The organism is Geomonas limicola, assembly GCF_014193675.1.
Lineage (GTDB): Bacteria > Desulfobacterota > Desulfuromonadia > Geobacterales > Geobacteraceae > Geomonas > Geomonas limicola.
On the sequence record NZ_BLXZ01000002.1, the window covers coordinates 240,989 to 265,570 of the forward strand.

The following is a 24,582-nucleotide window of genomic DNA, read 5'->3' on the forward strand; positions in this document are numbered from 1 at the left end:
TCTAAACGGTTCGCTTTTGGCTACTTTGCTTCGGTTGCCGGTGCTGCGGGAATGGGCGGATGACCTGCCGGCAGACCCTGTGCCGGAGCGGCTTCAGCCGGTGCTGCAGGAGCGGCCTCCGGTGCTGCCGGGGCGGCAACCGGGGCTGCAGCCGGGGCGGCCACGGTGTTCTGGGCCACCATTTTCTTGCCGCTTGCCAGGACGATCATCTTGTCAAGCGAAGGAGCCATGGTGTCGATGAAGGGGCGCGGGTAGACACCCATGAAGAAGATCAGGAAGACCAGCGGCAGCATGATGGCGATCTCGCGGGCATTCAGGTCTTTCAGGTTCTGGTTCTTCGGGTTCTTCAATTCGCCGAACATCACCCTCTGGAACATCCAGAGCATGTAGACCGCGGAGAGGATGACGCCCGAGGTGGCGATGATGGCATAGACTTTCAGCGGGCCGTTGAAGGCGCCCAAGAGGACCAGGAACTCACCCACGAAGCCGTTGGTACCCGGCAGACCGATGGAGGAGAAGGTCACAATCATGAAGATGGTGGCGAAGATCGGCATCTGCTTCGCGAGACCGCCGAAGTCGGAGATCTGGCGGGTGTGACGCCGCTCGTAGATGAAGCCAACGATAAGGAACAATGCGCCGGTGGAAACGCCGTGGTTCAGCATCTGCAGCATGCCACCGGAGAGTCCCTGCTGGTTCAGGGCGAAGACGCCCAGCATGACGAAGCCCAGGTGGGCTACCGAGGAGTAGGCGACCAGTTTCTTGACGTCCTGCTGCACCATGGCGACCAGCGAGGCGTAGATGATGCCGATCACGGACAGGGTCGCGATGAGCGGGGTGAACTGGGCGGTGGCATCCGGGAAGAGCGGCATCGCGAAGCGGACGAAACCGTAGGTACCCATTTTCAGCAGGACGGCTGCCAGGATGACGGAGCCGGCGGTCGGTGCCTCGGTGTGGGCATCCGGCAACCAGGTGTGCAACGGGAACATCGGGACCTTGATGGCGAAGGCCAGTGCGAAGGCCAGGAACATCCAGGTCTGGGTTGCCGGGTCGAGGTGCAGATCCCAGAAGCGCAGGATCGAGAAGTCGCCCTGGCCCCCCTTGAAGTAGAGGGCGATGAGCGCGATCAGCATGAGCAGCGAGCCGACCATGGTGTAGATGAAGAACTTGACCGCCGCGTAGATGCGGTTCTTGCCGCCGAAGATACCGATCATGAAGTACATCGGGATCAGCATCACTTCCCAGTAGATGTAGAAGAGGAAGAGGTCGAGGGCCACGAAGGCGCCGATCATACCGACTTCGAGGAGCAGGAGCAGGATCATGTACTCCTTCACCTTCTCTTCAACCGCAGTCCAGGTGGAGAGGATGGCGATCGGCATGATGAAGGTGGTCAGGATCACGAGCCAGAGGCTGATACCGTCGATCCCCACGTGGTAGCTCATCTGGAACGGACCAGCGGCGATCCAGGGCACCTTCTCGAGGAACTGGAACCCGCCCACGTCAGTGCCTGCGGCGTTGTAGCCGGAGATCAGGGGCAGCGAGGCGAGGAAGTTCACCACCGACACCGCCAAGGCAACGGTACGGAGCACGCCGTGGCTGTTCTTGTTCACAAAGAGGAGGACGAGCGCCCCAATCAGCGGTGTGAAGGTTAATATGCTCAGTAACGGTAGCGTCTGGCTCATTTACTCTGCTCCTTTTACTTCAGGTCAAAATTGACTTTTATCTCTTTACCGTGCCGCTTCGGATGGTATCCCTGCCTGTACCCACTTCTTCAGCGCTGCCAGCCGGGGCTGAATCCCCCCCCCTGCCCCCCCTTTTCCAAAGTGGGGGAGCCGGCAGGAGTTTTTCGTTGTTGGGTTTAGGTTTTCCCTAGCCCCTCGTCCCCAGTCCCTAACCCCTGCTTTTAGCTGAACAGGTAGGCGGCCACGATCACCACCACGCCGAGGGTCATGGAGAAGGCGTAGTTGTGAACGAAGCCGGTCTGCACGTAGCGCAAGACGCCGGAGAAGCCCTTCACGACTGCGGCCACACCGTTCACGCACCCGTCGACCACGACCACGTCGAACCCTTTCCAGAGGAAGTTGCCCAGGGCCTTGCAGGGATTCACGAAGGCGAAGTCGTAGATCTCGTCCATGTACCACTTGTTGTAGACCGCGCGGTGCAGTGCCGGGAAGGCGTTGGTGAAGGCGGCCGGAATGGTCGGCTTCACGATGTAGAGTGCGGCAGCCAGGCCGATGCCTGCGAAGGCGATGACCACGGAGACGCCCATGAGGCCCCACTCCATGGCGACGCTGTGTGCTTCGCCGTGGCCACCGGCGTGCTTCATGTACTCGGTGGAGTAGGCAAAGACCGGCTCAAGGTAGTGCTCCCACATGTTGGGGATGCCGCCCAGGGTTTCGCCGATGACTTTGGGGATCCCGACATAGCCACCCACGATGGAGAGGCAGGCGAGGACGACCAGCGGCAGGGTGATGACCCAGGGAGACTCGTGCAGGTGGTGGAAGGCTTTCTCGGAGAGCCTGGTCTCGCCGAAGAAGGTCATGAAGACCAGGCGGAACATGTAGAAGGCGGTCAGGAACGCGGCGCAGGCGCCGAAGCCCCACAGGATGATGTTCATTTCACCGTGGTGCGGGTTAGAGAAGGCCTGCCAGAGGATCTCGTCCTTGGAGAAGAAGCCGGCCAGACCGGGGACACCGGCGATGGCCAGGGTCGCGATCAGGAAGGTCGCGAAGGTGATGGGCATCTTGGCCTTGAGGCCCCCCATGTTGCGCATGTCCTGCGGGTCCGCGTCGGAGTGCTCGTGGTGCAGGGCGTGGTGCATGGCGTGGATGACCGAGCCGGAACCAAGGAACAGGCAGGCCTTGAAGAAGGCGTGGGTCATCAGGTGGAAGATACCGGCGCCGAAGGCCCCGACACCCATGGCCAGGAACATGTACCCCAGCTGGGAGACCGTCGAGTACGCGAGGACGCGCTTGATGTCGTTCTGGGCGGTACCGATGGTCGCGGCGAAGAGCGCGGTGGCGGCGCCGACGCAGGCGACGACCAGGAGCGCGGTCGGCGATTTGATGAACATGAAGTTCATGCGGCCGATCATGTAGACACCGGCGGTGACCATGGTGGCCGCGTGGATGAGGGCGGAAACCGGGGTCGGACCTTCCATCGCGTCCGGGAGCCAGGTGTACAGCGGGATCTGGGCAGATTTACCGGTAGCGCCCAGGAAGAAGCAGAGGCAGATGACGGTGGTCACCCCGCCAACCGGCATCAGCTCGGCGTGGGAGGCGAGTTCCCGGAAGTTGATGGTCCAGATGTTGTGGGTGCCGCCCAGGTACCAGAACATGGTGAAGAGCCCCAGGAGGAAGCCGAAGTCCCCCACCCTGTTCATCACGAACGCCTTCTTGCCGGCATCGCCCGCGCTCTTCTTGTGGAAGTAGTAGCCGATCAGCAGGTAGGAGCAGAGGCCCACGCCTTCCCAGCCGACGAACATGAGGAGCAGGTTGTTGCCCGACACCAGGCAGAGCATCGAGAAGGTAAAGAGGTTCAGGTAGCAGAAGTAGCGGTAGAACCCTTCCTCACCGTGCATGTAGCCGATGGAGTAGAGATGGATGAGGAAACCAACCCCGGTGACCACCATGAGCATCACGCAGGAGAGCGGATCGATCAAGAAGCCGATGTCGGCCTTGAACTGTCCGGACTGGATCCAGGTGAAGATGGTCTTCTCGAAGTGCCGCTCTTCGCCCGGCAGGCTCAGCAGCTGCATCAGGATGCCACAGGCCACGAAGAACGAGCAGAGAACCGAGCCGGCTGCGATACCACCGATGACCGTTTCGTTCTTGATCTTCTTCCCGAACAGGCCGTTGATGACTGAACCGATGAGAGGGCACAGTGGGATCAACCATACTAAATCAAACATCCCTGACTCCTTTATTCTGAAGTTCTGATCTGAAAATGCGTAGGGTTCGAGCGACTCTTACAGCTTCATCATGTTGATGTCTTCGACGTCGATGGACTCGCGGTTCTTGTAGAAGGCGATCATCAGCGCAAGACCCACGGCCGCCTCGGCAGCCGCCACCGTCATGATGAAGAAGACGAAGACCTGGCCGTCGATGTTGCCCAGGTAGCGCGAGAAGGCCACCAGGGTCAGGTTGACCGCGTTCAGCATCATCTCGACGCACATGAAGATGACGATGGCGTTTCTCCGGGTCAGCACGCCGATGGTGCCGATGGAGAAGAGAATTGCCGAAAGTACCAGGTAGTTTTCTAAGGCTAGCATGTCAACACCCCTTCAAATGCGGTAGTTAGATTCTCTTTTTGGCCAGGATGACGGCACCGATGATCGCCACCAACAGCAGGATCGAGGTCACCTCGAAGGGCAAGAGGAAGTCGGTGAAGAGCGCCTTGCCGATGATCTCGATGTGCCCGGTCTTGGCGATCGACTGCGGGCTCATGCTCCCGGTGGCACCGGTCAGCGAACCCTTCAGGAGGAACCAGACGGTCAGGAACATGGAGAAGATCCCGATTGCCGAACCGGCCAGCACCGCGTGGGTGTTGGGCTTCACCGTCTCCGCCTTCACGTTCAAGAGCATGATGACGAAGATGATGAGGACCATGATGGCGCCGGCGTAGACGATCACCTGGGTCACCGCCATGAAGGGGGCATCCAGCATGACGTAGAAGGTCGCCAGGCAGAAGAAGGTCATCACCAGCGACAGGGCGCTGTTGATCGGGTTCTTGCAGGTGATCACCAGGAGACTGCAAATTACGGCTACCGCAGCCACGACGAAGAAGAAGATCGATTCCATTGCTGCTCCTTTATTTCTTTTCTAAGAGTCGCTCTTTGGTAAAGGTGAAGTCGCCCCTGGTGTAGTTGGCCAGTTCGAAGGTCTCGCTCATGCGGATTGCATCGACCGGGCAGGCCTCGACGCAGTAGCCGCAGAAGATGCAGCGCAGCATGTCGATCTCGTACTTGGCCGCGAACTTGTCGTGCTTGGCGTCCTCGCCCGCCTCGACCGTGATGCACTTGGCAGGGCAGACGGTGGGGCAGAGGTAGCAGGCCACGCACTTGGCGCGGTCGTGCGACACGTTCAGGACGTGCAGGCCGCGGAAGTTGGGCTTGATGGCCGGCCGCTCGGTCGGGTACTGCAGCGTGACCGGCTTTTTGAACATGTGGCTGAAAGTTATCTGAAGACCTTTTAAGAGCGGCATTATCATTGTGCGGTACCTCGCCTTAAAGTAAGTAGTGCGCTTATGAAGCTTCTTCTAGAACTGCGTGACTGCGATCCAGATGCCGGTTCCCACGATGTTCAGGAGGGTGATCGGCAGGAACACCTTCCAGCCCAGGTGCATGAGCTGGTCGTAGCGGTAACGCGGGTAGGTGGCGCGGATCCACATGCAGACGAAGATCAGGAAGTAGACCTTGGCCACGAACCAGAACCAGCCGGGGAGGAATGCCGGGCCGTGCCAGCCACCCAGGAACAGGGTGGTGGTGACCGCGCAGACCGTTACCATGTTGGCGTATTCAGCCATGAAGAACATCGCGTACTTCATGGAGGAGTACTCGGTGATGAAGCCGGAAACCAGCTCCGTCTCGGCCTCAGGAAGGTCGAACGGGGTACGGTTGATCTCGGCCAGGGAGCAGATGAAGAAGATCACGAAGGCGATCGGCTGCTTGAAGACGTACCAGGCGCCGTCGGCCTGGGCCGCCACGATCTGGTGCAGCGAGAGGGAACCTGAGAGCATGAAGACCGCGATGATCGCGAGGCCCGCGGAGAGCTCGTAGGAGATCATCTGTGCCGCGGAGCGCAAACCGCCCAAGAGCGAGTACTTGGAGTTGGAAGACCACCCCGCCAGGACCACCCCGTAGACACCCAGGGATGCCATGGCCAGGATGTAGAGGACGCCGACGTTGATGTCGAAGACCTGGGCGCCGGCCTGGTCGTAGTAGGCCGCGATCTGCAGCGGCACCTTGTAGCCGAACACCTCGATCGTGCCGCCGAAGGGGATGACGGCGAAGGAGATGAAGGCCGGGATGAGCGCCACCAGGGGGGCTAACAGGAAGGCGAACTTGCTCGCCTGGTCCGGAATGATCTCTTCCTTAAAGAAGAGCTTCACCCCGTCGGCGATCGGCTGCAGCAGGCCATGCCAGCCCGTCCGCATGGGTCCCAGGCGTACCTGCATGTGACCGATGATCTTCCTCTCCGCGTAAGTGGCGTAGGCCACGGTCAGCAGGACAAAGACAAAGGCTACGAGCACCTTGGCAACCATGGCTATATAGTACGCGACCGGCAGTCCTAAGATTAGCGTATCCATCTGATAGTCTTCCCCTCTAGTGTGAAATTAACGAACCAGGTTAAGGGTGGGGTTGAGGCCTGTCGAGCTCCTCAACCCTCCCGTTATTTCTATTTCCCCACGGTAACCCAGGTTACCGGCTTGCCGTCGGTGACCGCGTTGATGCTCCCCTCGCCGAAGTGGTAGGGGGCGAACACCACCCCCTGCGGCATCCGGTAGCCGACCTTGGCGGTGACACTCACCGACCCGGTCTCGCTCTTCACGGTGATGGCGTCGCCGTCCTCGATCTTCAGGACCTTGGCGTCGGCCGCGGAGAGCTCGGCGTAGGCGTTGGGGCAGACCAGCATCGGGCCCTCGCCGAAGCGGGACATGGTACCGGAGTGGTAGAGAGCGCTGCCGGTGACCAGTGCCAGCTTGCCGGCAACCGGTGCGCTGGCCGGTGCGGCGACCGGGACCAGTTTGGCGGAGGGAGCCACCGGGAGGAGTTTCCCTTCGTCGCCGAGCGCTGTCTGGGAAAGCCCTGCGTAGGCCGGGACGCTCGCCGCGATCTCGGCGAAGAGTTCGTTCTGGTTGGCGTACGTCTGGCCGCCCAGCGAGGCGTTCAGGGTGTTCAGGATGTCGAAGTCGCTCTTGGCGAGACCGACCGGCTTCACGGCCTGCTTCACCTGCTGGACTTTTCTCCCCACGCTGGTGAAGGTACCGGACTTCTCGGCGAAGGAGACCGCCGGGAGTACCACGTCGGCAAGCTGCGCCGTCTCGGTGAGGAAGAGGTCGGCCACTACCAGGAACTCCACCGCGTCGAGCGCCTTTTCGACCTTGGCGCGGTTCGGGTAGGAGACCACCGGGTTCTCGCCGGCCACGAACAGGGTCTTTACCTGGCCGCTCACGCAGGCGTCGATGATGGCGCTGCCGTTGAGGCCGCTCCCCTTCGGGTGGATCCCGAGGTCGGCAGCCCCTTGGCTGTTGTTCTTCTCACCCATGACCAGGAGGCCGGAGCCTTCCTTGCCGTACTTGCCGGTCAGGATGGCGAGGTTCGCGCAGGCTTGGGCAAGTGCCGCGTTGTGGCCGGGGTAACCCAGACCGATCGGGAGCAGGATGAGCGCCTTCTCGGCGGCAGCGTAATCCTTGGCGAGCTTGGTGATCTCGTCGGCGGAGACGCCGGTTGCTGCGGCCGCCTTCTCGACGCTCACCTCGGCGAGTGCCGCCTTCAGTTCAGCAAGCCCCGGAGCTGCGGCATCGGCCAGACCCGCGTCGACAATCACCTTGGCGAGCGCGTTCAGCAGCAGGATCTCGCTCCCCGGGGTGTGCACGGTAGTCTGGGCGCCCGGCAGTTTGCCGAGCTTGCCGCGCTTGTCGGAGACGATCCGGAGATCCACCCCTTTGCGCTTCACGCCCAGGTTGATCTCGAAGCCGATGACCGGGTGGGTCTCGTAGGCGTCGGTCTTGATCACCAGGAGGAGGTTGGTCTTCTGGACGTCCAGGATCTCGGAGGGGGAGGCCACGGTGCCGAAGGAGGCCTTGAGCCCTTCGGTAAGCGCCGCGTGGGCGAAGCCGGCCGAGTGGTCGATGTTGTCGCTTCCCAGGGTGCCGCGGAAGAGTTTCTCGAACAGGAAGAGCTCTTCGTTGGTCAGGTGGGCGGTGGAGAGCGCGGCGAGGGAAGCCGGGGCGGCCTTGGCGGCGGCGAGCCGCTCGGTCACCAGGGCAAGTGCCTCGTCCCAGCTCGACTCGACCAGCTTCCCGTTTTTACGGATGAGCGGGGTGGTGAGCCGCTTGTCAGAGTTGACGAACTGGTAGGCGAAGCGGCCGCGGTGGCAGAGCTGGCCGTTGTGGAACCCCTGGTCCTCGTCGTAGACGGTGGTTAAGACCTTGTTGTCCTTGCACCCCAGGGTGAGCTGGCAGCCGGTCCCGCAGTAGGAGCAGACCGTCTTCACCTTGGAGAGTGCCCACCAGCGCGCCTGGAACTTGAAGGGGCGCGAGATGAGTGCGCCGACCGGGCAGACCGAGACGCAGGAGCCGCAGAACTCGCAGTTCAGGGGGCCGTCGAACTCGGTGCCGATCTTCGCCTCGAGGCCGCGGTTGATGACCGAGTAGGCGCCGTAGCTTACGATTTCGTCGCAGATGCGCGCACACTTGCCGCAGAGGATGCAGCGGTTCATGTCGCGCTCGATGATCGGGTTGACGTAGTCGATCTCGTGGTTGAACTTCTCGTCCACGAACTGGTTGCAGTTGACCTTGTACTCGTAGGTGAGGTTCTGCAGGTCGCAGTCGCCCGCCGCATCGCACACCGGGCAGTCGATCGGGTGCTTGAGGAGCAGAAGTTCCAGCACCAGCTTCCTCGCCTTGATGATCTCGTCGTTGGAGGTCCGGACGATCATCCCCTCGGTGACCGGGGTGGTGCAGGCCGGGATCAGCCTCCCCTTCATCTGCTCCACCTCGACCAGGCACATGCGGCAGCCGCCGAACGGGTGCAGTTTCTTGTCATGGCACAGGATGGGGATCTTGATCCCCGCCGACTTGGCGGCGTCGTAAATGGTCGCGTCCTTGGGTACCGTTACCTGCTTGTTGTCTACTGTAAGATTTACCATCTCGACCTCAGTCTCCGTGGGAATCAGGAACCAGTTTTAACTTCTAAGTTCTCCGGCTGTTATTCAATGGCCATGAAGCGGCAGGCGTCGTAGCAGGACTTGCACTTGGTGCACTTCTCCTGCACCAGGGTCGCCACTTGCCCCTTCTCCCAGACGATGGCGTCGGACGGGCAGGCCTTGAGGCAGGCTCCGCACTTGACGCACTTCTCGGGGACCACTCTCCAGAGCAGGAGTTCCTTGCAGGAGTTGGAGGGGCAGCGCTTGTCGGTGATGTGCGCCTCATACTCGTGACGGAAGTACTTGACGGTGGAGAGAATCGGGTTGGGAGCCGTCTGTCCGAGGCCGCACAAGGAGGCCTTCTTGATGGTGGCACCCATGTCGAGCAGGGTGTCGATGTCCTTCATCTCGCCTCTCCCCTCGGTGATGCGCTCGAGGATGTCCAGCATGGCCTTCAGGCCCACACGGCAGGGGACGCACTTGCCGCAGGATTCCATACGGGTGAAGGTGAGGAAGAAGCGGGCCACGTCGACCATGCAGGTGGTCTCGTCCATGACGACCAGACCGCCCGACCCCATCATGGCGCCTGCCTTGATGAGCGAGTCGTAGTCGACCGGGGTGTCGAGCACCTCGGCCGGGATGCAGCCGCCGGAAGGACCACCGGCCTGGACCGCCTTGAACTTGCGGTTGTTGGCGATGCCGCCGCAGACCTGGTAGATAACGTCACGCACCGTCATACCGGCCGGAACCTCGACGAGACCGGTGTGCTTCACCTTGCCGGTGACCGCGAAGATCTTGGTCCCCTTGGTCGTCTCGGTGCCCAGCGATGCGTACCACTCGGACCCCTTGTTGATGATGTGGCGGACGTTTGCGAAGGTCTCAACGTTGTTGATGTTGGTCGGATGACCCCAGAGGCCCTTGACCGCCGGGAACGGCGGACGGGGACGCGGCATGCCGCGCTCGCCCTCGATGGAGGCCATGAGTGCCGTTTCCTCGCCGCAGACGAAGGCGCCGGCGCCCTTCTTGATCCTCATGTCGAAGTCGAAACCCCAACCCCTGATGTTCTTCCCCAGGTACCCCTTCTCGTAGCAGGTGTCGAGCGCCCTCTGGAGACGCTCGATGGCCAGCGGGTACTCGGCGCGTACGTAAACGTAACCGTGGGTGCAGCCGATGGCGTAGGCCGCGATCATCATCCCCTCGATGACGCAGTACGGGTCGCCTTCCAGGATGGAGCGGTCCATGAACGCGCCCGGGTCGCCCTCGTCGGCGTTGCAGATCAGGTACTTGTGGTGACCGGGAGAGGCCGCGCAGAAGCTCCACTTCATGCCGGTCGGGAAGCCCCCGCCCCCACGGCCACGCAGACCCGATTTCTTCACCTCGTCGATGACCTGCGCCGGGTTCATCTCCTTGACGCACTTCTCGATGGCCTTGAAGCCGTCCTCTTCGAGGAAGGCGTCAATCTTTTCGGGGTCGATCTGGCCACAACCGGTCATGACCACGCGCATCTGCTGATCGACGAAGGTGTTGTAGTAGGCCTTGGCCTTCTTCTTCTCGATCGGGGCCTGGGCGACGATGTGCTCCTTGAGGATGTTCTCCACATCCTCGGGCTGCACGAAGTCGTAGGTGATCCGGCCGAGTTCCGGGGTGATGATGTCGACCAGAACATCGTTGGCGCACAGGCCGCGGCAGCCGGTCTTGATCACGTCGCAGCGCTTGCCCACCTGGGCGTTGATGCCCAGCTCGGCGATCAGCTTGGTGAACTGGTTTTCCACCTGCTTCGCGCCGGCCGAGATGCCGCCGGTCCCCTGACAGATAAGAATCTTGATTTGGTCGCTTGCTTCACTCATGAAAGGTTCCCCTGCTGGTGAATTATCCGGTCTACTTCATCGGCCGCGCGTTGTAGGTGTTGATGATCTCATCGACCTTCTGTACGGTCATCTTCCCGAAGGTGTCGTCGTTGACCATGGCGAGCGGCGCCATGCCGCAGGCGCCCAGGCAGGCAACCTTCTCGAAGGTGTAGCGCAGGTCGGCAGTGGTCTCGGCGTGGCCGATCTTCAGCCTGTCGAAGAAGGTTTCCGTGATGCGCTCGGCACCCTGGACGTGGCAGGCGGTACCCACGCAGACCCTGATGATGAACCGGCCGCGCGGCTTCAGGTGGAACTGCGCGTAGAAGGTCAACACGCCATAGATCTGGGCCGGATAGGCGTTCAGCCTCTCGGCGACCAGGGCGATGGCCGGTTTGGGGACGTAGCCGTAGGCCTCCTGGATCCCCTGGAGGACCGGCATCAGGTTGCCGGGCAGCGTCAGGTATTTATCGATGACCTCGTTGGCTTCGGTGAGGTCGATTTCTTCTTCGGTCTGAAGCTCTTCTGCGGCTGGAGCGTTGGACATGTACCCCATCTCCTTTGATTCTTAGTGTCAGTTACCGGTCGATTTCACCAAGCACGATGTCGAGGGTTCCGATGATGGCCACCAGGTCCGGCAGCATGCTCCCCTTGGCCATCTTCTCGATGGCGCCCAGGTTCACGAATGAGGGGGGACGGATCCTCATGCGGCGCGGCTTGGTGCCGCCGTCGGAGACGATGTAGAAGCCGAGTTCGCCCTTGGGGGCCTCGACACCCTGGTACACCTCGCCCTCGGGGACGGGGAAGCCTTCCGAGGCGATCTTGAAGTGGTGGATCAGCCCTTCGATGGAGTTGTAGACGCTCTCCTTGGGCGGGTAGCAGACCTGCGGCGCGTCGGCCAGGATCGGGCCGGGCTTCAGCTTCTTCAGGGCCTGGGCGATGATCTTCACCGATTCGCGCATCTCGATAAGGCGCACCTTGTAGCGGTCGAAGGTGTCGCAGTTCTCGCCGACCGGCACCTTGAAGTCGTAGTTCTCGTAGCCGCAGTAGGGCTGGTCGCGACGCAGGTCGATGTCGACGCCGGAGCCCCTGAGGGCCGGGCCGGAGATGCCGTAGTCGATGGCGTCCTCGGCGGAGATCACGCCGTTACCCACGGTACGCTGCACCCAGATGGTGTTCTTGGTCAAAAGCCCTTCGTAGGTGTCGAAGTGACCCGGGAAGGTGTCCACGATCTCCTGGCACTTCGCCTCGAAGTCCTCGGGGAGGTCGCGGGACAGGCCGCCCACCCGGAAGAAGTTGGAGGTCATGCGGGCGCCCGAGATGTTCTCGTAGAGCTCCATGACCTTCTCTCGCTCGCGGAAGGCGTAGATGAAGACGGTCATGGCACCGATGTCCAGCGCGTGGCAGGCGATCCAGACCAGGTGGCTTTTGAGACGGGTCATCTCGTTCATGATGACGCGGGCGACCTGGGCGCGCTCCGGAACCTCGAGGGCCAGGAGCTTCTCGACGGCCAGGATGTAGCCCAGGTTGTTGCTCATCGGGGCCAGGTAGTCCAGGCGGTCGGTGAGCGGGATGGTCTGGTGGTAGGTCCTGTGCTCGGAGAGCTTCTCCACACCGCGGTGCAGGTAGCCGATGTGCGGGGTAATCTTCTGGATCACCTCGCCGTCCAGCTCGACGATGAGCCGCAAAACGCCGTGGGTACTGGGGTGCTGGGGCCCCATGTTCAGTGTCATTATCTCGGTGCTAGCCATTGATCGCCTCTATAAGTTCGGAGTTTGAAATCCTTGGGTTCACGAGTTAGGACAGGCGGCCCTTGTAGGGCTCGCGGTCCGGTCCCTGGAGGGGGTAGTCCTTCCTGAGCGGGTGCCCGACCCAGTCGTCGGTCATCAGGATGCGCACCATGTTGGGGTGGTTGTTGAACCGGATCCCCATCAGGTCGTAGACCTCGCGCTCGAGCCAGTCTGCGGTTTTCCAGAGTGCGCAGGCGCTGTCGATGGTGCAGTCGGACTCAGTGACCGGTGCCTTGATCCTGATCCGCTCCTTGTTGGGGATGGAGTAGAGGTGGTAGACCACCATGAAGCGGGGTTCCTGGCCCAGGTAGTCGACCGCGGTCACGTCGGTGAGGAAGTTGTAGCCCAGGTCCTGTTTCAGGCACTTGAGGACTTCCAGGATCTTTTCCTTTTTCACGACCACCGTCGTCTCGCCACGGAATTCCTTCGACTCGAGGACGGAGTCCGCGAAACGCTCTTGGAGCTTCACTACAGCGCGATTGTTTTCTGCCATATCAGCCATACCTTTCCCTTTGGTCGTAGTGGATTACGCAGCCGGCTCGAGTCTTTCACCCATACCGATGGAGGAACCGAAGGAGTTCTTCTCCTTCATGATCTTGTCCTGCAGCTTCATCAGGCCGTAGAGCAGCGCCTCGGGGCGCGGCGGGCAGCCCGGGATGTAGACGTCGACCGGGAGGGCCTCGTCGATCCCCTGTACTACCGAGTAGGTATCGAAGATGCCGCCGGAGCAGGCGCAGGCGCCCATGGCGACCACCCACTTCGGTTCGGGCATCTGCTCGTACACGGTCTGGATCACCGGAAGCATCTTCTTGGTGACCGTGCCGGCGATGATGATGCAGTCGGCCTGGCGCGGGGAGGCGCGGAAGATGATGCCGAAGCGGTCCAGGTCGTGCTTGGCGGCACCGGTCGCCATCATCTCGATGGCGCAGCAGGCCAGACCGAAGGTCATGGGCCAGATGGAGGACTTCCGGGCCCAGTTAACCAGACTGTCCAGGGAAGTCGTGATGATGTTATCGCCGAGCGGATTATCTACTCCCATTCCAGTGCTCCTTTTTTCCAAACGTATACGTAGCCTACGAAGAGGATGACGATGAAGATGCCCATCTCGATGAGGCCGAAGACGCCGAGCTTCTTGAAGAGCACGGCCCACGGATACATGAAGACGGCCTCGATGTCGAACAGGATGAAGAGCATCGCAATCAGGTAGAACTTCACGGAGAAGCGCTCGCGGGCGCTGCCCACCGGATCGCAGCCGCACTCGTACGGTTGGAGTTTGACCTTAGACGGTTTTTTCTGCCCGATGAGCGATGAGAAGATCACCGACCCCAGGCCGAACAAGACCGCTATGACTACCAGCACCAAGATTGGCAGATACGCACCAAGCATCCCTATCCTCCCGTACTCCTGCAGTGTTTTTTATTGCAACCGTTTCTAAATAGCGTATACTGCGTCGATTCTTGCCCTGCGTTTCCTCATTTTCCCGCCGATTTATCACCGACGAAAGCCCGACGCAAGTATACTGTATACAAAAAGCGCTTAAAAATTATTTCATTCCTCCCTCTTTGTCAAGCAGAAAATATTTCAGTTCTTTTGCGAACTTCTGCCGCTGTTGACCCCCAAAAATCGCAAAACGGCGTTACCATTTGCGCCAACTGTATACAGCTTTCCAAGCCGTTGTTTTTCGGTTCTGTTTTCAAGATCGTCGTTATCTCCGCCAGTTGTATCATGAATCGGACCTAATCGGCCTTATTGCGGCTTACACCGAGGTAGCGTGCATGAGGCGCTCGGAACGGCACGATCGGGACCGGTGCGGAGCGGTTCTCGACGGGTTTTCAGCACCGGCGCGCATATTCCTTGACATAAAGTGCGCTGCTATGCTACCAAAGCTACTGATAAACCAAACATAATTAGCGAGTTAGGAGTGTTCCCCCATGAAAAACAGCCGCTCGACCCAGCTTTTCCAGGAAGCCCTGAAGACTATCCCCGGTGGCGTGAACAGCCCGGTACGCGCCTTCAGATCCGTTGGTTCCGATCCGCTCTTCATCAAGAAGGCCGCGGGTTGCAAGATTTACGACGAGGACGGCAACGAGTTCATCGACTATGTAGGCTCCTGGGGTCCGGCGATCCTGGGGCACTGCCACCCGACCGTGGTGGCCGCGGTGAAGGCCGCCGTAGATAACGGCTGCAGCTTCGGCGCCCCGACCGAACTGGAGATCACCCTGGCCGAGATGGTCACCAAGGCGTACCCCTCCATCGAGATGGTGCGCATGGTGAGCTCCGGCACCGAGGCGACCATGAGCGCCATCCGGCTGGCCCGCGGCTACACCGGCCGCGACAAGATCCTCAAGTTCTCCGGCTGCTACCACGGTCACTCCGACTCCTTGCTGGTCAAGGCAGGCTCCGGCCTCGCCACCTTCGGCGTACCCGACTCCCCGGGCGTCCCCGCCGACTTCGCCAAGCACACCCTGACCGCCGTATATAACAGTGTGGAATCGGTACGTGAGCTGGTGACCGCCAACAAGGACCAGGTTGCCTGCGTCATCGTCGAGCCGATCGCCGGCAACATGGGAACCGTCCCCCCCAACCCCGGCTTCCTCGAGGGACTGCGCGAGCTGTGCACCCAGGAAGGGATCGTGCTGATCTTCGACGAGGTGATGTGCGGTTTCCGCGTGGCTTACGGCGGGGCGCAGGAGGTCTACGGCGTGAAGGCGGACCTGACCACCCTGGGCAAGATCATCGGCGGCGGCCTGCCGGTAGGGGCCTTCGGCGGCAAGAAGGAAATTATGAAGCACCTCTCCCCGGCAGGCGGCGTGTACCAGGCCGGCACCCTGTCCGGCAACCCCCTGGCCATGACCGCCGGCATCGAGACCCTGAAACTTCTGCAGGCTCCCGGCTTCTACCAGGATCTCGAAGAGAAGGCCAAGTTCGTGGCCGAAGGGATCGCCAAGGCCGCCAAGGACGCCGGTTACCCGATCTACTCCACCCGGGTGGGCTCCATGTTCTGCGCCTTCTTCTCGAAAGAGCCCGTCTACGACTGGGACAGCGCAGCGAAGTGCGACACCAAGGCCTTTGCCACCTACTTCCGCGGCATGCTCGAGGAAGGGATCTACCTCGCCTGCTCGCAGTTCGAAACTGCCTTCGTGGGCGCGGCCCACAGCCAGGCCGACCTGGAGAAGACCATCGCCGCAGCGGCAAAGTGCTTCAAGGCGCTGTAGGGGAACGGCAGGAACTAGGGATCAGGGACTAGGGATCAGGGACTAGGGATCAGGGGCTAAATTCCGGATACCATAAAGAACTGATCTGGTGACCTGACTAGGTATTGCGAAACAAAAGAAGGCGGAACTTCCTCGTGGAAGTTCCGCCTTCTTTGTAATACGTCCGTTAACTCCGGAAAGACTCCAATAGGGTCTCTCCCCTTGCGGGAGAGGGCTGGGGTGGGGGGGGGGGAAGGCGCCACCTCATCGCCGAGGGCAGCTTCACCCACCCCCGGGAATCCGCCTGACCGTCACTTCGCGCCCAGCACCGACGCGCGAGACCATCTAGACAATACAGATCCTCTTTTTGAGCCCAAGCATCTCGAAGGCAAGCTCCGCCTTGGCGACCACCCGCCGCAGGTCGAAAAGACCCGGCGCCAGGCGCCCCTTTTCGTCCTCCACCATCAAAAACGCGATACTGGTACCCTCCACCACCAAGGGCAGCAGCAATACCGGGCAGCCGGGCCGACCACCGATCTTCGCCTGGATCCGCTCTTCGGGGGCACGCTCGGACAGCATCCCCAGGTAGGGTTCCTTTTCGAACAGCACCTGCTTGATCAGGTCGGCCCGGTCGAGGTTCGCAAGCCACCCGCCGAACTGGCTTACGTTGGCCCCTTCCGCTACGGCCTGCACCCATTGCGCCGCGCCGCACTTGAGGCTGAAAAACCCGGCACGATCGAACTCTTCAGCGAGGTAGGACATGAGCACGGTGACCACCTCGACCTCGCCGGTTGCCGCGACGAACCTTCGGGAAAGCGCTTCCATTACCGCCTCGATCCCGTGCCGGCGCGCGCTCGCGGTTCCCCCGTCGATGACGGTCGGCCGCACAGAAAATCCCGCTCCCGCGCCGGAGCGCTCATCGTCACCCTCGACTTCAGCGGCATGAGCCCCCGTCCCACCGGCAAGCGATGCTGAGTTCCCACCCGCGGCGGTTGCCGAAGGCGAACCGGCGCAACCGGCCAGTGACGCGAGGGCTTTTCGGGCGGCCACCGTCCTGGCCCCCTCCGGCATGGGGATATAGCGCAGCGCACGTTTGATACCGTAGTAGTGTTCGAGGGCGACCGACAGGCGCAACTCCGGACAAACGCGGGGAACGATGACCAAACCGGTGGCAAAGCCCAGTTCTTCCACGGCGTGAAAATCAGCGGGGTCCGCCATGGCCACCATGAGTCTTCTCCCCTCCAGGGCCACCGGTACCACGCGAAAACGTTGCGCGAGTTCCGGAGAGAGGGCCTCAATTACCGCAGGGGGCACCGACTCGAGGCTCGACGCAGTGACGCACGGCACCCCGAGCTTCTGGTTCAAAAGGCGCCCCAGGTCCTCCTCGCTCACCAGCCCCATCTCCACCAGATTGGTACCGATCCGGCCGCCGTAGATCGACTGGGCGCTCAACGCCTCCTCGAGCTGAGTCGTGGTCAGGGCACCTTCCTGGAGCAACATTTCACCCAACCTTTCTGCCATGGGAACCTCCCCTTGCCGTTGCTGCGGCCCCTCATGTGAATCCCCGTTACCTGTTCCTCCCTCCTGCCGCTCCAGTACCGGATGTTCAGGCTTCGCCCCAAAAGCTGATGCCGATACACCGACCATTTAATTATCACCGCCTCATATTGTACTGGCCGTTGCGGGAGCCGCAATGAAACTTTGCAAAGAATTGCAACCATTGCCGTCAAGCTGCAGCAAGGCGCACAATGGTGGAGGGAACCCGCTCCATAACAGACTCACAGGGAGGCGGCAGAACCCGAGCCTTCGCCCCAGCGGTATACACTTTTTGCTCTAATGGTCGGAAATTGATTGACATTCGCACTGTTACCGTGCTATTTAGCCTAAGTTTCTGCCGTTGGGCGTATACAAGAAGAGCGAGGAGGTCTGATGGACGAGGAGAAGAAGAGCCTCCTGAAGACCCTCGGCATGGTCTCGACCATGGGGATCTCGTTCGCGGTGGCCATCGCGATCGGGGTCTGGATCGGGACCGAGTTGGACGCCTGGTTTTTGGGGAAACAGTGGCCGGGAGTGACCTGGCTGGCGAGTAAGCACGGGTTTTTCTTCATCTTTCTCTTTTTCGGCATTGCGGCCGGCTTCCGCAACATCTTCATCCTTGCGGGAAAAGAATTGCGCGATGACGGATCGGACCAAGATAAACGAGACTAACCTCTTCCCGAAGCTGGTCACGGGAAGTCTGCTCATGAGCGCTGTGTTAGCTGTACTCACGGCACTCTTGGTCTCGCTGAAGTTCGGCCTGTCGCTTCTGGCGGGCGGTCTCCTGGCAACGGCGAACTTCATCTGGCTGAGACGGGGATTGGAATCGGTCCTGGCGCTGACGCCGAGCCTGGCACCCAAGCTTGCCACGCTGCGCTTCATTTTGAGACTCGCCATCATGGCGGGCTTTTTGTACCTTTTGATCGTGGTCCTGGGCGCCGATATCTTCGGCATCCTCATCGGGCTCTCGATCCTGGTGATCAACATAATCCTATTTTCGATATACCTGTCGACCCGTAAAGGAGGCTAGCTGCAATGGTTCATCCCTATCTGTTCCTTCAGTTTTTCCGCGAGATTCTTCACCCGCTCGGTATTTCCGAAGGTGGTGCGGATGCCATCGTCTACACCTGGCTGATCATGCTCGGCCTGGTGCTGCTCTCCATCGTGGCCACCAAGCGCCTGCAGGCTGTTCCGACCGGCACCCAGAACTTCATGGAAGTCGTGGTGGGCGGCATCGAGAACATGCTGGTCGAGACCATGGGCGAGCACGGCAAACCGTTCTTCCCGCTGATCGCGACCCTGGCGCTGTTCATCCTGGTGTCCAACCTGATCGGTCTGGTCCCGGGCTTCTTCCCGCCGACCGCCAACATCAACACCACCGCGGCCTGCGCGGTCGTGGTCTTCGTGGCCACCCACGTCGTGGGTGTCAAGGAGCACGGCGCCGGTTACATCAAGCACTTCCTGGGACCCATCGCCTGGCTGGCTCCGATGATGTTCTTCATCGAGGTGATCGGCCACTTCAGCCGCGTCATTTCGCTCACCCTGCGTCTCTTCGGTAACATGAACGGCCACGAGCTGGTTCTGATCATCTTCTTCGGCCTGGCCCCGTTCCTGGTACCGCTGCCGATGATGCTGATGGGCGTCCTGGTCTCCTTCATCCAGGCCTTCGTCTTCATGCTGCTCGCGATGATCTACATCCAGGGCTCGCTGGAGCACGCGCACTAAGAGACCAGACTTAAAACTGTTTCCATTTTTTCATTCCTATACTATTTAGGAAATAAACCCCGCAGAAAAGGAGAAGTAAAGATGAGCTTTTTCACTATGTGCGTACTCGCAGCAGGCATCGGCATGGCACTCGGCACCGTGGGTACTGGCATCGGCCAGGGTCTGGCAGTTAAGAGCGCCGTTGAAGGCGTTTCCCGTAACCCGGGCGCTTCCGGCAAAATCCTGACCACCATGATGATCGGTCTGGCCATGATCGAGTCCCTCGCGATCTACGCCCTGGTTATCTGCCTGATCATCCTCTTCGCCAACCCCTACAAGGATCTGGCAGTGGAACTGGCAAAAACCGTTGCAAAGTAATTAGCAGCGCCTGTCGTCGAAAAAGGGGTGTGCCGCAAGGCACACCCCTTTTTTTGTTGCAGACGATCACCACGTTTTGCCACCCCCCTGCCGGGTGACCTTGCCGATACGAATCACTCTTGCAGATGATAGCGCCTGATGATCCTTTTCCGTTCAGTATTAATTGCGGTAAGCGCACCCTGAAATTCCGCCACGATTTCGTCATCGGTCCCTTTGTTGAAGGCGTAGTAAACGTTGGTCTCGCCTACGAAGGCAACAGGTGTGTATTTACCGACGAGAGAACCATCTCGCGCAATCTTGCTTTTAATCGAGGTCTCGGTGGTACACATCATGTCGATATGGTCCGCCTTGAGCATCCGCAGCAACTGCTCTAACGTGTTGACCTTGAAAACCGTGCGTTCAGTGAACCCCGCTTCCTTCAGCATCGTCTCGCAGATGTCCTTTCTCAGCACGCCGACTCTGAAATGCCTGGCTTCCTCGAGACTTTCTACCTTGAGACGCTTCTCGCTCAGAGAGAATAGATTGATCTTCGCGTAGTAGATCGGCCCGACCCATTTGAATAGCCCGAGACGCTCGGGTGTCTTCGCCATGGCGAACAACATATGGTTTGGTCGCTCCTGCACCATCAAGTATCCCCGCGCCCAGGGGAGCACCTGTATCGGTTGTTCGGAATACCCCATCTCCTTCCAGACCGCCCGCAGGATATCGACGGCGTACCCCTTCAACCGGCCGTTCTCAAGGTAATTTTCTGGCGGATAATCCTCGGTCATGTACACAATGTCCGTCGGCTGGACCGCATGGACTTGTAGTGGCACTAACGGGACTGCCAACGCGAGTATCAGGAACAGATAACGCATACTGCCTCCCTCCCCGTCAGTTTGTCAGTCGACGGATACAAAGAACTGGACCAGTACGTTCCCAAGGAGCGTTACGACAGCTCCCACGGTGGACCGGGATTGCTTCGGCCACATCACCGTGACACGCTCTGGCTCGTGTTTTGTATGCTATCCAGAAGCCTTACTAGGTCAATGTAAGTCTTTTCCCGTCAACATGATTATCGTACGTCAACGCAGCCCCCTTCCTTGACATTTACCAGGTGCTATGAAATAGTCCGGAATATGAACCTCTACGCAGATCTCCATACTCATACCATCGCCTCCGGCCACGCCTATTCGACCATCAACGAACTGGCCGCCGCAGCCGCTAAAAAAGGGCTCAAGGCGATCGCACTCACCGACCACGGCCCGGCACTCCCCGGGGGACCGCACGAGTACCATTTCCGGGCCATGCGTTTCGTGCCCCGGCACATAGACGGGGTGCGCATCCTGCGCGGGGTCGAGGCGAACATTCTCAACGAACGAGGGGACCTGGACCTGGCGGAAGAGGTGCTCGCCGAACTCGACTTCGTCATGGCCGGAATCCACGATGCCGTCGGCTTCTGCGGCCGCAGCCCGAAAGTCTACACCCGAGCTCTCCTTGCAGTCATGGAAAACCCGCTGGTTAAGTGCATCTCGCACCCCGGCAACCCTGAGTTCCCTTCACAGTATGAAGAAGTGGTACAGGCCGCGGTACGCACCGGCACCGCTCTGGAGATCAACAACTCGTCGGTGGGAGGGGTGAGCCGCAAGGGGAGCTGCCGGAACTGCCTGGAAGTGGCGAGACTCTGCGCCAGGTACGGCGCGCGGGTGCTGATCGGCTCGGACGCCCACATCGCCCAGGGGGTCGGCGTCTTCGACGATGCGATCAAGCTGGTGACGGAGGCGGGAATCCCGGAGGAACAGGTGCTGAACGCTTCGTGGGAGAGGTTGCTGGCGTTTTTGGGGGACGAGGGGTAAAAATCTAAAAGCCTCACCACAGCGGTGCCCAGAGTCACCCAGAGGAGAATCGAAACCATATCGGGTTTGGCTTTTCCTCTGTATGACTCTGCGTCCTCTGTGGTGAGGCTTTTTTGTCAGTTCTTCTTGCCGCCCAATGACCCCGCCAGCACGGCCAAGCCGGCAAACAGTAGCGGGATGCCACACAGGGCCAGCGGGCTCAGCCGCTCACCCAGGACGACGATACCCAGGAGGGCTGCGGTGAGCGGTTCGGCAAGGGAGAGGGTCACTGCGGTTGCGACGGGGACGCTGCGCAGGCCGCGGGCGAAGAGCCAATAGGAGAGCGCGGTAACGATCACGCCGAGGTAGAGCACCATGGCGATGCCACGCGGTGCCGCCATCCAGGCAAGGTCCGCGGTGAAAAGCAGCGGCGAGAGGATCAGCGCCCCGATGCAGAAGACCACCGCCATGACGGCGTCGGGTGTGCGTCCGGGCAGGAGCCCCTTGATCGCCATGGTGTAGCTCGCGTAACTCGTCCCGGCGCCGAGCGCCAGCAGCACACCGACCGGATCGATCGACAGTTTGCCACCACCACCCACCAGCAGTCCACACCCCGCCAGGGCGAAACAGGTCGCGACTACCCAACGACGCCCGGGGCGCTCACCCCGGAAGACAAATCCAAGCACCCCGGCGATCACCGGCGAACTGCCGATCCCCACCAGGGTCCCTACCGCGACACCGGTCCGCTGCACGGCCCAGAAGAAGCAGAGCTGGTAGGAGGCGACGCAGGCTCCGGCGAGCAGGGTGCCGAATACCGGCCAGCGCCCGGTGCCGAAACCGCCGCGCAGAAGAGTCAGGAGCAACAGCGCGCCGCCGCCCACCACCAGCCGCAGCGTACCGATGCTGGTCGGCGTGACACCGGCGGGCGCGAGCGCCTGGGTGGTCCCGGTCGTCCCCCAGAGGACCCCGGCGGCAACCACCAAGAGCGCACCCGCCGTCATGCTCGGTTCGGCAGGTTCCTTGGCTCTGTCGTTCTCAGCTGTGCTCACGGGTCGCGTGGAAGACCAGGTCCTTCCAATTCTCCATGGTATTGTCCAGACGCCACTGGCTCCCGGCCAGGTAGGCAAGGTTCCCTTCGCCGTCGGTGTAGAGGCTCATCGCCTCTTTCCTCTGGAACTCCTCCAACCGCTTCTTGTCGCCGGTTACCCAGCGGGCGGTGACGTAGGAGACCGGCTCGTACACCGACTGCACGCCGTACTCGTGCTCGAGGCGGTGCATGACCACGTCGAACTGCAGCATCCCGACGGCACCCACGATCCAGTCGGCTCCCATGAGCGGCCGGAAGACCTGGGTGGTCCCCTCCTCGGCGAGCTGCACCAGCCCTTTCTCCAGCGCCTTCGACTTCATCGGGTTCAGGATGCGTACCTTGCGGAAGTGCTCCGGCGCGAAATTCGGAATGCCGGTGTACTTCAGATCCTCACCCTGGGTGAAGGTATCGCCGATCTTGATGGTGCCGTGGTTGTGGATGCCGATGATGTCGCCGGCGTAGGCCTCGTCCACGTTGGTGCGGTCCTGAGCCATGAAAATGGTGGCGTTGGCTATCTGCACTTCGCGCCCCAGCCTCAGGTGCCTCACCTTCATACCGCGCACGAACTTGCCGGAGCAGATCCGGAAGAAGGCGATGCGGTCGCGGTGCGCCGGGTCCATGTTCGCCTGGATCTTGAAGGCGAAGCCGGTAAAGGCCTCCTCGTAGGGAGAAACGGTACGGGAGACCGTTTCCCGCGGCATGGGACCCGGGGCGTGCTGAACGAAGGAGTCCAGAAGCTGCTGCACACCGAAGGTGTTGATGGCGGAGCCGAAGAAGACCGGGGTCTGGCGCCCGGCCAGGTACTCCTCGAGATCGAAGGGATGGGCGGCACCCTCCAGAAGTTCCACGTCGTTGCGCAGCTCGCCAACCTGGCTCCCCAAGAGCTCGTCCAGGCGCGGGTCGTCGAGCCCCTTTACGGTGACCACCTCACCTACCCCGTGATCCGCTTCCGGATCGTAGAAGGTGATCTCCTTGGTGTAGAGGTGGTAGGTGCCACGGAAGCGTTTGCCCATGCCGATCGGCCAGGTCATGGGGGCGCACTGGATTTTCAGCGTGCTTTCGATATCATCCAACAGGTCGAGCGGCTCGCGCCCTTCCCGGTCCAGCTTGTTGATGAAGGTCATGATCGGCGTGTGGCGCAGCCGGCAGACTTCGAGGAGCTTCTTGGTCTGGCTTTCGACACCCTTTACCGAGTCGATCACCATGAGCACGGAGTCGACGGCGGTGAGGGTTCGGTAGGTGTCTTCGGAGAAGTCGTTATGGCCCGGGGTGTCGAGCAGGTTGACCTCGTAATCCCGGTAAGAGAACTTCATCACCGAGGAGGTTACCGAGATGCCACGCTGCTTTTCCATCTCCATCCAGTCACTGGTGGCATGACGGGCCGACTTGCGGGCCCGGACCTCGCCGGCCTGCTGGATCGCCCCACCGAAGAGGAGCAGTTTCTCGGTTATAGTGGTTTTACCGGCGTCCGGGTGGCTGATGATGGCAAAGGTGCGCCGCTTGGCGATTTCCTGCTCGTTGTACAACATGGACTGAAAACTCCTTAACAAAACGCTGGACAAAATAAAGGCGAAGAGGGTATCTTCGCCGGGTTGGCAAGTAAGTTGCTATATTTGCATGGATAAGTGTAAAAGGGCAATAAGTTTTTTTGGGTGACCAATGAATGATACCTACCAGAAAATCGAGTTAGCCAGCCCCGAGGCGGACGAGCAAGAGATCCTCTCCTGCCTGGCGGAAATTCGATCGGGGCGGCTGGCCAACGACCTGAAACTGGTCAACTACTACCGGGAAATCCCGGTCAGTTATTCCGCCGACGTGCTGACCGTGGAGGAGACCTCGGTAGAGTTCCTGGTGCACCAGATCCAGGCGGTAGTGATCTCGCTGGAGAAAGTGACTGTCCTGAAAAGCGACCACTTCAAGCGCCCGGTGATCGCGACGGTCAACTACGTCAATGTCGAGAAGTCGCGCATCGTGCTCTCCGGCTTCTCCTACGCCATGGTGCGGGCCGATCGCAGGATGTCGGTCCGGGTGGCGCTTACCGAGCTGATCCGGGTTACCTTCCGAACCGAGGAGAGCAGCGCCAGTGGCCGGCTGCTGGATATGTCGTTGACCGGCGTCTCCATCGGAGTTGACGGCGACCCCGGCCTCGAGCTCAGCGAACGCGGCGAGATCACCGTAGGCCTCCCCTCCGGAAGCATCTCCTTCCCCGCATCCCTGCTCAAGGTCGTCCCGATGACCAGCGGCACCCGGCTGGTGTTCGAGGTCGAACTCGATCGCGCCAGCGAGGTCGGCATCTCGCAGTTCATCTTCAAGCGCCAGGTCGAAATCATCAAGGAGCTCAAGGAGCACCCCGGGCTCAACCTCTAGCACC

General features: G+C 60.8%; 24 protein-coding genes. 7 read left to right on the forward strand and 17 right to left on the reverse strand.

Going from position 1 to position 24,582, the window contains the following annotated elements:
* Positions 1-20: 20 nt before the first annotated feature.
* From H7688_RS04885 to H7688_RS04945, 13 genes are all read right to left on the reverse strand, one after another.
* Positions 21-1,679, reverse strand: coding sequence for an NADH-quinone oxidoreductase subunit M (locus tag H7688_RS04885; RefSeq protein ID WP_183359945.1), 1,659 nt, complete (start codon positions 1,677-1,679; stop codon positions 21-23).
* A gap of 221 nt (positions 1,680-1,900) precedes the next feature.
* A complete protein-coding gene (gene nuoL / locus H7688_RS04890) occupies positions 1,901-3,907 on the reverse strand; it encodes an NADH-quinone oxidoreductase subunit L (protein ID WP_183359946.1) in 2,007 nt (668 codons plus the stop codon).
* A 57-nt stretch (positions 3,908-3,964) separates the two neighbouring features.
* Positions 3,965-4,267 carry an NADH-quinone oxidoreductase subunit NuoK gene (nuoK, locus tag H7688_RS04895; RefSeq protein WP_183359947.1) on the reverse strand — a complete coding sequence of 101 codons (303 nt, stop codon included), beginning with the start codon at positions 4,265-4,267 and terminating at the stop codon, positions 3,965-3,967.
* Between the two features lie 25 nt (positions 4,268-4,292).
* Positions 4,293-4,796, reverse strand: a complete 504-nt coding sequence (locus H7688_RS04900) for an NADH-quinone oxidoreductase subunit J family protein (protein ID WP_183353527.1) — start codon at positions 4,794-4,796, stop codon at positions 4,293-4,295.
* Positions 4,797-4,806: 10 nt separating this feature from the next.
* Positions 4,807-5,205, reverse strand: coding sequence for an NADH-quinone oxidoreductase subunit NuoI (nuoI, locus tag H7688_RS04905; protein ID WP_183359948.1), 399 nt, complete (start codon positions 5,203-5,205; stop codon positions 4,807-4,809).
* A 48-nt stretch (positions 5,206-5,253) separates the two neighbouring features.
* A complete protein-coding gene (nuoH, locus tag H7688_RS04910) occupies positions 5,254-6,303 on the reverse strand; it encodes an NADH-quinone oxidoreductase subunit NuoH (RefSeq protein ID WP_183353529.1) in 1,050 nt (349 codons plus the stop codon).
* An 89-nt stretch (positions 6,304-6,392) separates the two neighbouring features.
* Positions 6,393-8,867 carry a molybdopterin-dependent oxidoreductase gene (locus H7688_RS04915; protein WP_183359949.1) on the reverse strand — a complete coding sequence of 825 codons (2,475 nt, stop codon included), beginning with the start codon at positions 8,865-8,867 and terminating at the stop codon, positions 6,393-6,395.
* A 59-nt stretch (positions 8,868-8,926) separates the two neighbouring features.
* A complete protein-coding gene (gene nuoF / locus H7688_RS04920) occupies positions 8,927-10,711 on the reverse strand; it encodes an NADH-quinone oxidoreductase subunit NuoF (protein ID WP_183359950.1) in 1,785 nt (594 codons plus the stop codon).
* Positions 10,712-10,742: 31 nt separating this feature from the next.
* Positions 10,743-11,255, reverse strand: a complete 513-nt coding sequence (locus H7688_RS04925; RefSeq protein WP_183353532.1) for an NADH-quinone oxidoreductase subunit NuoE family protein — start codon at positions 11,253-11,255, stop codon at positions 10,743-10,745.
* Between the two features lie 31 nt (positions 11,256-11,286).
* Positions 11,287-12,459, reverse strand: a complete 1,173-nt coding sequence (gene nuoD, locus H7688_RS04930; protein WP_183359951.1) for an NADH dehydrogenase (quinone) subunit D — start codon at positions 12,457-12,459, stop codon at positions 11,287-11,289.
* A 46-nt stretch (positions 12,460-12,505) separates the two neighbouring features.
* On the reverse strand, positions 12,506-12,991 hold the full coding sequence (locus tag H7688_RS04935) for an NADH-quinone oxidoreductase subunit C (protein ID WP_183353534.1): 486 nt from the start codon (positions 12,989-12,991) through the stop codon (positions 12,506-12,508).
* Between the two features lie 33 nt (positions 12,992-13,024).
* Positions 13,025-13,537 carry an NADH-quinone oxidoreductase subunit B gene (locus H7688_RS04940; protein WP_183353535.1) on the reverse strand — a complete coding sequence of 171 codons (513 nt, stop codon included), beginning with the start codon at positions 13,535-13,537 and terminating at the stop codon, positions 13,025-13,027.
* On the reverse strand, positions 13,528-13,884 hold the full coding sequence (locus H7688_RS04945) for an NADH-quinone oxidoreductase subunit A (protein WP_183353536.1): 357 nt from the start codon (positions 13,882-13,884) through the stop codon (positions 13,528-13,530). The genes H7688_RS04940 and H7688_RS04945 overlap by 10 nt, the downstream gene beginning before the upstream one ends.
* Before the next feature lie 545 nt (positions 13,885-14,429).
* Between H7688_RS04945 and hemL the strand changes: the two genes are divergently transcribed.
* Positions 14,430-15,713 (forward strand): glutamate-1-semialdehyde 2,1-aminomutase, encoded by a 1,284-nt coding sequence (gene hemL / locus H7688_RS04950; protein ID WP_183359952.1) that lies wholly within the window; start codon positions 14,430-14,432, stop codon positions 15,711-15,713.
* Between the two features lie 324 nt (positions 15,714-16,037).
* On the opposite strand, the gene H7688_RS04955 is transcribed toward hemL, so the two are convergent.
* Positions 16,038-17,213, reverse strand: a complete 1,176-nt coding sequence (locus H7688_RS04955; protein WP_183359953.1) for a GspE/PulE/PilB domain-containing protein — start codon at positions 17,211-17,213, stop codon at positions 16,038-16,040.
* A 408-nt stretch (positions 17,214-17,621) separates the two neighbouring features.
* On the opposite strand from H7688_RS04955, the gene H7688_RS04960 reads away from it, so the two are divergent.
* The 4 genes from H7688_RS04960 (at position 17,622) to atpE (ending at position 19,310) form a co-directional block, all read left to right on the forward strand.
* A complete protein-coding gene (locus H7688_RS04960) occupies positions 17,622-17,900 on the forward strand; it encodes an AtpZ/AtpI family protein (RefSeq protein WP_183359954.1) in 279 nt (92 codons plus the stop codon).
* Positions 17,869-18,258 carry an ATP synthase subunit I gene (locus H7688_RS04965; protein ID WP_183359955.1) on the forward strand — a complete coding sequence of 130 codons (390 nt, stop codon included), beginning with the start codon at positions 17,869-17,871 and terminating at the stop codon, positions 18,256-18,258. Before H7688_RS04960 ends, H7688_RS04965 begins: the two co-directional genes overlap by 32 nt.
* 5 nt (positions 18,259-18,263) lie before the next feature.
* Complete coding sequence (atpB, locus tag H7688_RS04970) at positions 18,264-18,953, forward strand: F0F1 ATP synthase subunit A (protein WP_183359956.1); 690 nt, start codon at positions 18,264-18,266, stop codon at positions 18,951-18,953.
* Between the two features lie 81 nt (positions 18,954-19,034).
* The gene (gene atpE, locus H7688_RS04975) at positions 19,035-19,310 is read left to right on the forward strand and encodes an ATP synthase F0 subunit C (protein WP_183353542.1); all 276 of its coding nucleotides are present in this window, start codon (positions 19,035-19,037) and stop codon (positions 19,308-19,310) included.
* A 113-nt stretch (positions 19,311-19,423) separates the two neighbouring features.
* Here atpE and H7688_RS04980 read toward each other — a convergent pair whose 3' ends face one another.
* Complete coding sequence (locus tag H7688_RS04980) at positions 19,424-20,167, reverse strand: substrate-binding periplasmic protein (protein WP_183359957.1); 744 nt, start codon at positions 20,165-20,167, stop codon at positions 19,424-19,426.
* A gap of 261 nt (positions 20,168-20,428) precedes the next feature.
* Between H7688_RS04980 and H7688_RS04985 the strand changes: the two genes are divergently transcribed.
* The gene (locus H7688_RS04985; protein WP_183359958.1) at positions 20,429-21,145 is read left to right on the forward strand and encodes a PHP domain-containing protein; all 717 of its coding nucleotides are present in this window, start codon (positions 20,429-20,431) and stop codon (positions 21,143-21,145) included.
* Between the two features lie 116 nt (positions 21,146-21,261).
* Here H7688_RS04985 and H7688_RS04990 read toward each other — a convergent pair whose 3' ends face one another.
* Complete coding sequence (locus H7688_RS04990) at positions 21,262-22,173, reverse strand: DMT family transporter (protein ID WP_246329714.1); 912 nt, start codon at positions 22,171-22,173, stop codon at positions 21,262-21,264.
* Positions 22,160-23,740 (reverse strand): peptide chain release factor 3, encoded by a 1,581-nt coding sequence (locus tag H7688_RS04995; protein WP_183359959.1) that lies wholly within the window; start codon positions 23,738-23,740, stop codon positions 22,160-22,162. Before H7688_RS04995 ends, H7688_RS04990 begins: the two co-directional genes overlap by 14 nt.
* A 130-nt stretch (positions 23,741-23,870) precedes the next feature.
* On the opposite strand from H7688_RS04995, the gene H7688_RS05000 reads away from it, so the two are divergent.
* The gene (locus tag H7688_RS05000) at positions 23,871-24,578 is read left to right on the forward strand and encodes a PilZ domain-containing protein (protein ID WP_183359960.1); all 708 of its coding nucleotides are present in this window, start codon (positions 23,871-23,873) and stop codon (positions 24,576-24,578) included.
* The last annotated feature ends 4 nt before the right edge of the window (positions 24,579-24,582 follow it).